This is a genomic window from Marinobacter sp., from assembly GCF_034669625.1.
Lineage (GTDB): Bacteria > Pseudomonadota > Gammaproteobacteria > Pseudomonadales > Oleiphilaceae > Marinobacter.
This window is the reverse complement of sequence record NZ_JAXMOY010000008.1, coordinates 41,969-54,733: the sequence shown is the minus strand read 5'-3', so window position 1 is coordinate 54,733 and position 12,765 is coordinate 41,969. Positions and strand designations below refer to the sequence as shown.

Sequence of the window (12,765 nt, the reverse complement as noted above, 5' to 3'; positions counted from 1 at the left end):
GCCGATCGGTTAGTTACAAGCAGCCCTATTATAACGACATGATGTCACTCTTTGACAATTTGTCAATAATAGGTTTTCATCCACAATTGTCCACCACGCAGCCACACTCCGAGGAAACCGCACACCATGAATGAGCCGTTGAAATCACGCCGGGAAAAAGAAAAACAGGCAAGATACGACGCCATCCTGGATGCGGCCGAAGCCGTCTTTTCAGAAAAGGGCTACGATCGCACCTCCATGGACGACATTGCCCGCACCGCCAGCCTGAGCCGGGCGCTGTTGTATGTGTACTTTAAAGATAAAGCAGCCATTCAGATGGGGATCATGCAGCGGGCGGGGAAAAACCTAGTAGAGCGTTTCAAAGCCTCTCATCGCTCAACCGACACCGGATTGGCCCAGATTCGCGCGATGGGGGATGCCTACTACCAGTTTTATCGGGAAGAACCGGATTACTTTGCGGCACTCACCAAAGCATCCACCGTGATTGCCGACGTGGACGAATCCCAGGCCTGTGCCATGCTGGGCTCCCGGGATGAACTGATTGGGCTTATGGTGGCGGCCCTCCAGAAAGGGCTGGAAGACGGAACCATGAACAAAGAGCGAATTAGCGACCCCACTCAGACCGCCCTCTATTTGCGCGGCGCCTTACACGGCGTGATCATGCTCTGCGAAGGGGAAAGCATGCCTTCCGACACGCTGATCCAGCACACCATGGACATGCTGTCTCACTCGATAGCGAAGCAATGAACCGCCGTTAACGCTGAAAATCGTAGATGGGGCCGAGCTGAAGAATCCCGGTGAGCTCGTCGAGCGCCTGCCGAACTTCATTCAGCAACGCCGGATCCGCTAGATCTTGCTGAACCAGCCGGTCACGATAATGGGTTTCTACCCAGTTTGTTAGCCGCTGATACAGCTCGTCGGTTAACACAACACCTTGATTGATTGCGTGTCGCTCCTCGTCATTGAGCACCACCCGCAAACGCAGACAGGCCGGCCCACCGCCGTTACGCATGGACTGCTTAACGTCCATCACTTCGACCGAGTTGATGGGACCGTCTGACGCCACCAGCTCATCCAGATATCGGCTAACCGAAGCAATCTCCCGACACTCGCCTGGCACGACTAACAGCATGCCGTCTGAACCATTCAGCAACTGACTATTGAACAGGTACGAAGACACAGCATCTTCCAGAGGCAGCTGCTGCCCCGACACCTTGATGGCTTGCAGTTCTGTCCCGGTCAGTCGTTCACGAATATCAGCCAGGACCCGCTCCTCATCCAGAAACGCCATTTCATGGTAGAACAGACAATTGCCATTCCCCACCGCGATCACATCGTTATGAAACACGCCGGCATCAATCGCCGCCGGGTTTTGTTGCGCAAACACGAGGTTGCGATCGGCCAAGCCGTGCAACCGCGCTATCGCCTGAGAAGCTTCCAGCGTCTGGCGCGCCGGGAACGTTACCGGAGCCGGCGCTTGTTGATTAAACGCTTCCTGCCCATAGACGAACAATTCAACGCCCGGCTTTCCGTAGTAACCACAGAGACGGGTATGGTTTGCGGCACCTTCATCGCCAAAGTGGCTGACCGAAGGTAATGCGGGATGATGAGCGAAATGCTGTTCATCACGAAAGATCGCTTTCAAGGCCCGGCCGGTAACCGCGTGTTCGATGGAACGATGGAATTTGGCACTGAGGTTGGCAGGCGTGAAATGAACCCGCTGATCAGCCGTATCGGCACTGGGTGAAACCGTCGCTGCGTTTGCCGTCCACATCGTGGATGCCGACGACACCGCGGCCAGAATCGTTGGGGCATGCTTTACCGCAGCCTGAAGAACCTCCTCATCACCGCCATCGAAGCCCAAAGCGCGCAAGGTCGGCAAATGGGGCCGCTCGTGGGGAGGCAAAACACCTTGCGTATAGCCTCGATCGGCCAGCGCCTTCATCTTTGCCAAGCCCTGTAAGGCCGCCTGCTTTGGGTTAGAGACCGCATTCACATTCGACTTGGACGCAACATTCCCCCAAGACAGCCCCGCGTAGTTGTGGGTAGGACCCACCAGCCCATCAAAATTAGCCTCAACCGCGTGTTTTGCCATCGTTATGCCCTATCGAGTCTTCTAAATGAATAGGAGACAGGCCGCCGTCTTTAAGGGGAGCCAAGCGGGCGGTGTCGCCATCCTTTAAATACAAGGCATCTGCCATCGCCTTCGGAATGCTCACGGTGTCCTGCCCGACACAGTGCATCGGTAGCGTGGTCAGCCGGAAGTTACTGAACGAACGATTGGACACCATGACACGGTGTTCGGCAGGTACATCGAGATCAATGGGTGAGTTGTCCACAACCACTTCCCTGTTCAGGGAATCCCGCACCGTTCGTATCGTGTGCACAAAAGCTTCGACCACGGGCCCTCCATCGAAGATGTCGACCAGGCCATTAAAATTGAACCCTTCGGCTTCCAGCATTTTTAATGCCGGACGAGTGTTGTCGTGCACCTGGCTGATCACAGCTCTGGCTGAATCCGGCAACAACGACAGATAAATGGGGTACTGGGGCATCAGCTCGGCAATAAAAGACTTGTTACCCAGCCCGGACAGGCGATCAGCTTCGGCAAACTCCATGTCGAAGAACTTGCTGCCCAACGCGTTCCAGAGCGGGCTTTGCCCATCCTGATCAGACACTCCCCGCATTTCAGCAAACACTTTGTCCGAAAATAACTCGCGGAAATCATCCAAAAACATGAAACGGCTGCGGGACAGCAACAAACCATTACCATCACCCTGATAACCATCTGCCAGCAACAGCGAGCAAATTTCAGTGGTGTCGGTCATGTCACTGGAAAGATGAAGGGTGGGCGTGCGGACGTGCACGCCCAACTCACGGGAAGCGTTGACCGTAAGGCTCAGACGGTAGTTATAGAACACCTCATCCAGCCCTACCCGGGCTTCGATGCCGCTGATACCCACCATACGTTTGGATTCGGTATCCTCTAACGCAAACAGATACAGCGCCTCTTCCGGCTGACATCGTTTGCTGAAAGAGCCTGTTGCCCAATCGATTTTACGTTGAAGCAATTTCCGATCGGCCGGCAGGGTGGTCAGCCCCTTGCCGGCACTTTGAGCCATGGCATACAGATCTTCGAGATCCGTTGATTGCAGCGGCCGAACAATCAGCATACTGCTCCCTCCCTCTGCTGTTTCAGAGTGTGGGCGGCCCAGGCGTCAAGCCACCAGTTTCTTGTTATTTCGCCAACTTTTGCACTGCCGCTTCGAAACGCGAAAGCGCCTCTTCAATATCGGTTTCAGGAATGATCAGCGACGGCGCCAAACGCACAACGTCTGCACCCGCCATCAGAACCATCACGCCTTCTTCCAGCCCTGCCGCCAAAAAGTCTTTCGCCCGCCCCATCCACTGGTCTGTGAGCACACAGCCAAGCAGTAAGCCGGCACCGCGTACTTCGGCGAAAACTCCATAGCGTTCACCGATTGCCTCCATCCCCTGACGCAACTTTTCAGAACGCTCATTCACGCCTTTAAGGATCTCGGGCTGGCTGACCGTGTCGATCACTTTCTGCGCCACCGCACAGGCCAGAGCATTACCGCCATAGGTGCTGCCGTGGGTGCCCACAGCCAGACTGGCACCAATCTTCGCGGTTGTCAGCATGGCCGCAACGGGGAAGCCCCCACCCAAGCCTTTTGCACTGGTCAGAATGTCCGGAATGACACCGAACATTTCATAGGCGTACAAATGCCCGGTTCGCCCCACACCGGTCTGCACTTCATCAAAGACCAATAACGCGTCGTTGTCATCACAGAGCTGACGCAAGCCCTTCAGAAACTCAAGATCCGCCGGCACCACACCGCTTTCACCCTGAATAGGCTCGATCACCACCGCACAGGTCTTCCCTTTGGAAATGAGCGCTTTTACCGAATCAAGATTGTTGAAATCTGCATGGTGAATGCCACCTGGCGCTGGCTCAAAGCCTTCCAGATACTTTTGCTGGCCACCCACGCTTACGGTAAACAACGTACGGCCATGGAAGGCACCTTTGAACGAAATAATTTCGTGCTTTTCCGGACCGAAGTTATCCCAGGCATATCGACGGGCCAGCTTGAAGGCTGCTTCATTGGCTTCGGCACCGGAATTCGCAAAGAACACGCGCTCAGCGAACGTATGATCACACAAGGTTTTGGCCAAACGCAGGGCTGGCTCGTTAGTCATGACGTTGGACAGGTGCCAGATCTTCTCTGACTGTTCCTGCAATGCCCCGAGCAGCCCCGGATGGGCATGGCCCAGACTGGTGACCGCAATGCCGCCCTGGAGATCCAAAAACTCTCGCCCTTCCTGATCCCAAACGCGGGAGCCCTCACCTCGCACCGGGATGATATTTCCGGGGGCGTAGTTGGGCACCATTACTTCGTCAAATAATTCGCGGGAAACAGGTTCTTTGTTCATGAATTTCTCTCAGTGACTCATTACTAAGTGACAGGTTGAATCCGATCATAATACGCCTCTGTACGTATAAGAACAGCCTGTTTCGAGACGTGGACACAAGATGCCATTTGCATCTAATTAGACGTTGGTCTACCAGATTGCCTTTTTGTTTGAAATATTACAAAACCACCGCTAAGTTGACTGTGGTCCGACAAAAACAAATATGTGGAGACAACAATGCAGAACAACAAATTGCGAATGGCGATTCGTGCGACGGCAGCTGTAACAGTGCTGGGACTGGCTTCTCAGGCTCAGGCATTCAACTTTAGTGCCGGCGATTACGACGTGAGCGTCTATGGTTATGGACGCCTGAACGCCAGCTACGACATCGATAACGATCAATCTCTAAGCACCCGCTCCGGCTCATACGACGGCCTTGCAACAGACGACGGCAAAGATGGTCATTTTGGCGCTGATGCTGTTCAGAGCCGCTTGGGCGTCAAAACGGTTACGCCTGAGGGTGTCGCCATTACCGTTGAAGGTGACTTCCGGGGAGGGAATCTCCGTCTACGCCACGCATTCGGTAGCTACAATGGTGTGCTGATGGGGCAAACCTGGTCGAACTTCAGCAGCTTCGTGGGCAACACCTCGACTCTGGATTTTGACTCACTTCCAGGCCTGGCAGGCTATCAGGCGCGCACAGCGCAGGCACGTTATACATCCGGCCCGCTGTCCATTGCGCTCGAACAACCTAATAGCTCTATCCTGTCAGGTACCGCGGTTGACGAAAAGGACAGCATGCCGGCTTTCACTGCCCGGATTGAAGATTCCAATGATGGCCTAAGCTACTCTGCGGCACTTCTCGCCCATCAGGTAGGCTACGACACGGGCTCTAACGATGAGAGCTCCTTTGGCTTTGCCACCTTCGTTGCCGCCAAAATGATGGTCACTGACATGATCTCGCTGCAGGGCACACTCTCCTACAGCGATGGCGCAAACAGCTACCTGTATCGCTCTGGCGACAACTTCGGCGCAGCCAGCGCCTATGTTGACGGTAGTGGCGACGTAGAAACGATTGCAGGATACGGCGGTTCTGTTGGCGCCGGCATTAACCTTGGCGGTGGCCGCAGCATCAACATCGGCTACGGCCTGGTTGAGGTGGACTGGGACGACGCCGAAGATGACGCAGCGTCCGCTGGCCTGACGGGTATCGGCGGCCAGAGTGAAAGTAACTCTGCAATCATGGCTAATTACAAATGGACCCCAGTCAAGAACGTGATGATGGGCGTTGAATATCAGTTCCTGAAGCGTGAAAACGTTGATGGCTCTGACGGTGATGCAAACCGCCTGCTGTTTGCAGCACAGTACAATTTCTAAGAAATGCTCCTTTAGACGTTAACTCTTCTTTGACCCCGGCATCCGCCGGGGTTTTTTCGTTCTGGTTTGGTGCAACGTGCCCCATGCAGGCCCAACATTTCATTTTCCCGCCGGCCCCATTCATCAGCCTGCCTTTGAATTCATGCAGTTATCACAAAACAAAACTGGCACAGCTAATGCAGATACTCTCTTGAAGGCAGTCGGCGGTGCCCCTGCCCGGTTCAATTTGCTGAAACTTCACGAGGTGTCATCATGAAACTAGCTAAAGACAACAGTCTGCTGTTTGAACTGACCCAGCCTGCAGAGGCCCATGCCATGCAAGATCTGCATAACTACTTCGACGGGATGTTTTTCGCGAACTAATTGACCAGGTACAAAAAAACCGGGCGCCCCAAAAGGTAGCCCGGTTTTTTGTACTCTCACTAACCAGCGGTCAGATAACGAAGATCTTCCCCACTGGAGTTCGCTTTGTTGGCCATGATTTTACTGCCCACCAAACGCGAAGCGTCCTGCCGGGACTTGCCGCTTCAACCGAGACGGATTGAAGCGGCAAAAGGCGCAGACTACAGCAACAGGGTCCGAATATCCCCAAGCAGCTGCGTGAGCACACTGGTGAATCGCGCAGCATCCGCGCCGTTCACCGCCCGGTGGTCGTATGACAACGACAGCGGCAGCATCAAGCGTGGCTGGAACGCACTGCCGTCCCACACCGGCTTCATAGCCGCTTTGGAGACACCCAGAATCGCGACCTCCGGTGTATTCACGATTGGCGTGAAGGCCGTACCACCGATACCACCCAGACTGGTGATGGTGAAGCAAGCGCCCTGCATTTCAGCCGGCTTGAGCTGCTTATCTCTTGCCTTCTGCGCCAGCTCAGCGCTTTCTGCCGCCAATTCCCACAAGCCTTTTTGATCGACGTCCCGGATCACCGGTACCATCAAACCGTGCGGGGTATCCACCGCAATGCCGATGTGAATGTACTTTTTCCGCACCACCTCTTTGCGCTCCATATCCAACGACACGTTGAACTGGGGCAGCTCAGCCAGTGCAGCAGCACAGGCTTTCAACAGGAACGGCAGCGGCGTCATCTTCACGCCACGCTTTTCACCGGCTGCTTTTTGCGCTTTCCGGAAGGCTTCCATTTCGGTGATGTCGGCATCGTCAAACTGAGTCACGTGCGGCACGTTCAGCCAGCTGCGCTGCATGTTGTTCGCAGTGGCGAACATCATACGAGACATTCCTTCCCGCTCAACCTCACCGAACTTGCTGAAGTCCGGCAGTTTGACCGCTGGAATACCGCTACCGCCACTCACTGAGGAACCCTGCTGAACCTGCTGCAACTGGCTCTTCACATAGTCGTGCACATCGTCTTTCAAGATACGATTCTTCGGCCCCGTGCCCTTGACTCGGGTGAGGTCCGCGCCCAACTCGCGGGCCAGCTTCCGAACCGCCGGGCCAGCATGCACCTTAGTGCCTGGCGCTGGAGGTGCGTAGGTTGCGCTTTGGGCCGGGCTCTCTTCCTGTTTTTCAGGTTTAGCGCCGGACCGAGCCTCGGACTGACGGCCTGTATCCTCGGATTGAGCCTTCTCATCGGTACTCGCAGACTCTTCCGATTCACCACCTTCGTCTTCAACAACCAGATCCAGAAGATCATCGCCCTCGGACAGTTTGTCGCCTTCTTTGACCAGTATTTTACTGACCTTGCCGGCAAAGGGAGATGGAATCTCCATGGTGGCCTTGTCCGATTCCACCGTAACCAGCGGGTCGTCTCCGCCCACGGTGTCACCCTCGGAGACGTTAATCTCGATGACCGGGATATCTTCCATGCCGTCAAGCGACGGCACCTTCACCCGTTCAGTGCGAGAGCCACCGGACTGTTTTTTCGGCGCTGGCTTGCTGTCCTCGGCTTTAACTTCCGATTTCTCGTCAGCTTTGGCTTCGCTGTCTTCCTCTGCGCTCTCGGAATTATCTTCCGAGTCGCCCGAGTCATCACTAGCGACCAGCATGCCGACCACGTCACCCTCTTTGATCTTGTCACCGACTTTGGCGGTGATCTTGCTGATCTTGCCGGCTGCGGGCGATGGCAATTCCACCGTCGCCTTGTCAGTTTCAACCGTCAGAATCGGATCTTCTTCCTGTACTGTATCCCCTTCGCTGGCGATGATTTCGATCACTTCGACTTCATCAGCACCGCCGAGGTCGGGAACCTTAATTTCCTGTTCACTCATAGCGGACTCCTTAGCTGTGCGCCGGGTTCGGTTTGTTGCGATCGATACCGTACTTGCGCATCGCTTCGAGAACCTGCTTCTGGTCGATTTCGCCATCTTTAGCCAGAGCTGCCAACGCATCAACCGTGACGTAGTAACGGTCTACTTCAAAGAAGTTACGAAGCTTCTCACGGGTATCACTTCGACCAAAGCCATCGGTGCCCAACGTCATGTAAGTAGCCGGGATATAAGCCCGCAACTGCTCAGAATGCAGTTTGATGTAGTCGGTCGATGAAATCACCGGACCTTTCTGCTTTTCCAGGCACTGAGTAACGTACGCCTTACGCGGCTTGTCATCCGGGTGCAGAGCATTCCAGCGCTCTACGTGCTGACCGTCGCGGGCCAGTTCGTTGTAGCTGGTTACACTCCAGACATCCGACGCCACGCCCCAGTCTTCCTTCAACAACTGAGCCGCTTCGCGCACTTCGTTGAGGATGGCACCTGCGCCCATCAGCTGAACCCGCGCGGCCTTTTTCTTACCCTTGGCCTCAACAGATTCGAACAGATACATGCCTTTGATGATGCCTTCTTCACATCCCTCCGGCATTGCAGGCTGCGCGTAGTTCTCGTTTTCCACGGTCAGGTAGTAGAAAACGTTGTGATCTTCTTCAAACATTTCCTTCATGCCGTGATGGATCACCACGGCCATCTCGTATCCGTAGGCCGGGTCATAGGCTTTACAGTTCGGGATGGTGTTGGCCAATACATGACTGTGGCCGTCTTGGTGCTGCAAACCTTCACCGTTCAGCGTGGTTCGCCCTGCAGTGCCACCAATCAGGAAGCCGCGAGCCTGCATATCGCCTGAGGCCCATGCCAGGTCACCAATACGCTGGAAACCGAACATAGAATAGAACACGTAGAACGGAATCAGCGGGAAGCTGTTGTTGCTATAGGACGTCGCCGCGGCCATCCAGGTTGCCATAGCACCGGCTTCGTTGATGCCTTCCTGCAGGATCTGGCCCTGTTTGGCTTCACGGTAATACATGATCTGATCACGATCCTGAGGCACATACTTCTGCCCTTCAGACGTGTAGATACCTAGCTGGCGGAACATGCCTTCCATACCAAAGGTACGGGCTTCGTCAGGCACAATCGGCACCACACGCTTGCCGACACGCTTGTCTTTGACCAAGGCACCCAGCAGACGCACAAAGGCCATGGTCGTGGAAATTTCACGGTCACCAGAGCCTTCCAATACCGCTTTGAAAATATCCAGATCGGGTATCTGCAGAGGCTGACAGTCTTTGTTACGTTTCGGGTAGAAGCCGCCCAGATCTTGGCGTTTCTTCTTCATATACACCAGCTCAGGACTATCAGGTGCCGGACGGTAATAAGGCACATCTTCCAGTTCGTCGTCTTTCAGTGGCACCCCGAAGCGGTCGCGGAACGCCTTGAGCGTATCCAGATCCAGCTTTTTAAGCGAGTGAGCGGTGTTCTGCGCTTCACCCGCGGCGCCAAAGCCGTATCCTTTGATAGTGTGAGCCAGAATCACGGTCGGTCGGCCGTTATTCTGGTTCACCGCCCGGTGATAAGCTGCGTACACTTTGTAAGGGTCATGGCCGCCCCGATTCAGCTTAGCGATGTCTTCATCCGACAGATTCTCAACCAGTTTGGCCAGCTCCGGATATTTCCCGAAAAACTCTTTGCGGGTTGCCGACGGGCCTTTGAACGCGTAGTTCTGCAGGTCACCGTCGCAAACCTCGTCCATCGCCCGCTGCATGACGCCGTCTTCATCTTGCTCAAACAGCGGATCCCACATACGACCCCAAACGACTTTAATGACGTTCCAGCCGGCACCCCGGAAGACACCTTCCAGTTCCTGCATGATCTTGCCATTACCCCGAACCGGGCCATCCAGGCGCTGCAGGTTGCAGTTCACCACGAAGATCAGGTTATCCAGCTTTTCGCGGCCAGCTTTGGAGATGCAACCCAGGGTTTCAGGCTCGTCACACTCGCCATCGCCCAGGAAGCTCCACACCTTCCGGTCACCCATGTCGATCAACTCGCGACTGTGCAAATACTTCATCACATGTGCTTGGTAGATGGACTGGATCGGCCCCAGCCCCATCGAGACGGTCGGGAATTGCCAGTAGTCTGGCATCAACCAAGGGTGCGGATAGGAAGACAAGCCGTCACCACCGGTTTCTTCGCGATATTTGTCCAACTGCTCTTCGGTAAAGCGACCTTCCAGAAAAGAACGGGCATAAATACCCGGTGACGCATGCCCCTGGAAATACACTAAGTCCGAGTCCCGGTTTTCATCACCACCGTGGAAGAAATAGTTAAAACCCACGTCATACAATGTGGCGGCGGAGGAGAATGTAGAGATGTGGCCACCCAGATCGCCCGGGCGCTTGTTGGCACGCACGACCATGGCCATGGCATTCCAACGGATGAGTGAGCGAATCCTACGCTCCATGAACAGGTCACCGGGCATGCGAGCTTCCTGCGTCACCGGAATGCTGTTGCGAAACGGAGTAGTGATGGAATACGGCAACTCAGCGCCATCGCGACTGGCGCGTTCAGAAAGACGCTCCAGGATGTATTTCACTCGGTCTATGCCTTCATTCTCGATCAGAGATTCCAGCGCATCCAACCATTCTCTGGTCTCAATGGGATCATCGTCTTGGTACATTTAACCCTCCCCTGAACTTAACGGGTGCAACGTGCGCCACGATCAGCAGCCAGACACGATGCGAAATTGGAAAACTGCGATAACAGGCAGTTTTATTCTTGAAATATCAGCTTGCGAAAAATGCTGAGCGGCCTGCACGACTTCCCTCAAGCATAGAACAGCTTTCATTTTTTTCCTGTGCAGGCCGTTTGCTAAAAACCTTTCAGCAAGCTCTTAAAACTGCCTTGAAGCGATCTTGGCACCGAAGCGCCATTCCCAGCCATAATTTACGTTCTTTTACTAAAAAATAAGCAAATCCAGATCAAAAAAAGTAGGAATACACCTAAATTCCAGCCTATTTTCTCTATATTTACGTAATAATGACCAAGTCGCCTCACTAAAACAACACACCCCCGACCAAGGTCTGACACCTTCAATCCGGCCACAAACCTTCGCATCACTAAATACTTTCCCTCCCCCCAATGATCGCGCGCGCCTTGCAACACCGCGCAACCACAGGCTTCCACTCCAACGCCACCCCATTGTAAGCAACCAAATCCCACTCACGAATTAATTAGACCTGAAAATAATTTCAAAATTCTGTATAATTTTCGGCCCGTTTTTTAGGCAACTGCGAAGGTGCTTTAGCCTTCTTTTTTATTTTTATTACCCAACAGAGGGCGATCTATGAACTCCATCGTCACCTTTCCTAACCGCATTCCGGTGCAGGAATTCGAAGAGCGCCGGTTTAAGGTGTTTACTGACCGCCAGCTCGACAAAATTGAAGCCATCCAGGGCCTGCCAGAGGAAACCCTGTTTGAGATGAAGGTTGTGGCCAGCGTGTTGCCCTTCCGCGTCAACGAATACGTCATCAACGAGTTGATCAACTGGGACAAAGTTCCAAACGACCCCATCTACCAGTTAGTGTTCCCGCAAAAGGGTATGCTGAAGGACGAGCATTACGAGCAGATGGCTCAACTGCACCGGGACGGCGCAGACAAGAAAGAAATCCAGGCCGTTGCCAAGCAAATCCGCGACGACCTGAACCCGCACCCAGCCGGCCAAATGGAAATGAACATGCCGGAGCTGGACGGCGAAGTGCTGGACGGCGTACAGCACAAATACCGTGAAACTGTGCTGTTCTTCCCAGCCCAAGGCCAGACCTGTCACTCATACTGCACCTTCTGCTTCCGCTGGGCGCAGTTTGTCGGCGACAAAGACCTGAAGATGTCCAGCACCGAAGCCGAGAAGCTTCACGGCTACCTGCAGGAACACACCGAAGTGACCGATCTGCTGGTAACCGGCGGCGACCCCATGGTTATGAAAACCAAGAGCCTGGCCCAGTACCTGGAGCCACTGCTTCAGCCGGAATTCGACCACATCCAGACCATTCGAATCGGTACCAAGGCCCTGACCTTCTGGCCCTACCGCTTCGTAACCGACAAGGATGCGGACGAGCTAATAGAGCTGTTCGCCAAATTGGTTGATGCCGGCAAGCACGTAGCCATCATGGCGCACTACAACCACTGGCAGGAAATCACCACCGACATCGCGGAAGAAGCCATTCGCCGCATCCGCGCCACCGGTGCGGAAATCCGCGCGCAAGGTCCGCTCATCAAGCACGTCAACGACGATGCCGACGCCTGGGCCAAGCTGTGGAAGAAAGAAGTGAAGCTGGGCATCATCCCCTACTACATGTTCGTAGAGCGGGACACCGGCGCCAAGAACTACTTTGAAGTGCCGCTAGCGGAAGCCTACAACATCTACCGCGAAGCCATGAAGAAGGTCTCCGGCCTAGCCCGTACCGCACGAGGCCCCAGCATGAGTGCCGGCCCCGGCAAAGTAGAAATCCAGGGCATTGCCGAAATCAAAGGCGAAAAGGTTTTCGTGCTGCGCTTCCTGCAAGGCCGCAACCCGGATTGGGTACAGCGCCCGTTCTTCGCCAAGTACAGCGAAACAGCCACCTGGCTGCATGAGCTGGAGCCTGCCTTCGGAGAGGAAAAGTTCTTTTTTGAAGATGAGTTTGAACAGATGCAGAAAGGGAATGGCTAAGGCCGTTGCCTGAAGTAGATAAAA

Annotated in this window: 8 protein-coding genes; 3 read left to right on the top strand and 5 right to left on the bottom strand. The window is 54.5% G+C overall.

The window, feature by feature from the left end; translation table 11 throughout:
* The first annotated feature begins 126 nt into the window (after nucleotides 1-126).
* Nucleotides 127-747, top strand: a complete 621-nt coding sequence (locus VOI14_RS09020; RefSeq protein ID WP_323751716.1) for a TetR/AcrR family transcriptional regulator — start codon at nucleotides 127-129, stop codon at nucleotides 745-747.
* Between the two features lie 7 nt (nucleotides 748-754).
* Here the strand turns inward: VOI14_RS09020 and astB are convergent, their stop codons facing one another.
* The 3 genes from astB to VOI14_RS09005 form a co-directional block, all read right to left on the bottom strand.
* Nucleotides 755-2,095 carry an N-succinylarginine dihydrolase gene (gene astB, locus VOI14_RS09015; RefSeq protein WP_323751715.1) on the bottom strand — a complete coding sequence of 447 codons (1,341 nt, stop codon included), beginning with the start codon at nucleotides 2,093-2,095 and terminating at the stop codon, nucleotides 755-757.
* Nucleotides 2,076-3,173, bottom strand: a complete 1,098-nt coding sequence (gene astA / locus VOI14_RS09010; protein ID WP_323751714.1) for an arginine N-succinyltransferase — start codon at nucleotides 3,171-3,173, stop codon at nucleotides 2,076-2,078. The genes astB and astA overlap by 20 nt, the downstream gene beginning before the upstream one ends.
* A gap of 64 nt (nucleotides 3,174-3,237) precedes the next feature.
* Nucleotides 3,238-4,452: an aspartate aminotransferase family protein gene (locus tag VOI14_RS09005; RefSeq protein WP_323751713.1), complete on the bottom strand. Its 1,215-nt coding sequence runs from the start codon at nucleotides 4,450-4,452 to the stop codon at nucleotides 3,238-3,240.
* A 216-nt stretch (nucleotides 4,453-4,668) separates the two neighbouring features.
* Between VOI14_RS09005 and VOI14_RS09000 the strand changes: the two genes are divergently transcribed.
* The gene (locus tag VOI14_RS09000; RefSeq protein ID WP_323751712.1) at nucleotides 4,669-5,808 is read left to right on the top strand and encodes a DcaP family trimeric outer membrane transporter; all 1,140 of its coding nucleotides are present in this window, start codon (nucleotides 4,669-4,671) and stop codon (nucleotides 5,806-5,808) included.
* A 563-nt stretch (nucleotides 5,809-6,371) separates the two neighbouring features.
* Here the strand turns inward: VOI14_RS09000 and aceF are convergent.
* Together aceF and aceE are read right to left on the bottom strand one after the other, a co-directional pair.
* The gene (gene aceF / locus VOI14_RS08995; protein ID WP_323751711.1) at nucleotides 6,372-8,036 is read right to left on the bottom strand and encodes a dihydrolipoyllysine-residue acetyltransferase; all 1,665 of its coding nucleotides are present in this window, start codon (nucleotides 8,034-8,036) and stop codon (nucleotides 6,372-6,374) included.
* 10 nt (nucleotides 8,037-8,046) lie between these two features.
* Nucleotides 8,047-10,710, bottom strand: coding sequence for a pyruvate dehydrogenase (acetyl-transferring), homodimeric type (gene aceE / locus VOI14_RS08990; RefSeq protein WP_323751710.1), 2,664 nt, complete (start codon nucleotides 10,708-10,710; stop codon nucleotides 8,047-8,049).
* 666 nt (nucleotides 10,711-11,376) lie between these two features.
* On the opposite strand from aceE, the gene VOI14_RS08985 reads away from it, so the two are divergent.
* A complete protein-coding gene (locus tag VOI14_RS08985; RefSeq protein ID WP_323751708.1) occupies nucleotides 11,377-12,741 on the top strand; it encodes a lysine 2,3-aminomutase in 1,365 nt (454 codons plus the stop codon).
* Nucleotides 12,742-12,765: the final 24 nt, after the last annotated feature.

Coding starts and splice junctions, on each gene's coding strand:
- VOI14_RS09020 (WP_323751716.1), top strand. CDS start 127: ATGAATGAGCCGTTGAAATCACGCCGGGAAAAAGAAAAACAGGCAAGA.
- VOI14_RS09005 (WP_323751713.1), bottom strand. CDS start 4,452: ATGAACAAAGAACCTGTTTCCCGCGAATTATTTGACGAAGTAATGGTG.
- aceF (WP_323751711.1), bottom strand. CDS start 8,036: ATGAGTGAACAGGAAATTAAGGTTCCCGACCTCGGCGGTGCTGATGAA.
- aceE (WP_323751710.1), bottom strand. CDS start 10,710: ATGTACCAAGACGATGATCCCATTGAGACCAGAGAATGGTTGGATGCG.
- VOI14_RS08985 (WP_323751708.1), top strand. CDS start 11,377: ATGAACTCCATCGTCACCTTTCCTAACCGCATTCCGGTGCAGGAATTC.
- astB (WP_323751715.1), bottom strand. CDS start 2,095: ATGGCAAAACACGCGGTTGAGGCTAATTTTGATGGGCTGGTGGGTCCT.
- VOI14_RS09000 (WP_323751712.1), top strand. CDS start 4,669: ATGCAGAACAACAAATTGCGAATGGCGATTCGTGCGACGGCAGCTGTA.
- astA (WP_323751714.1), bottom strand. CDS start 3,173: ATGCTGATTGTTCGGCCGCTGCAATCAACGGATCTCGAAGATCTGTAT.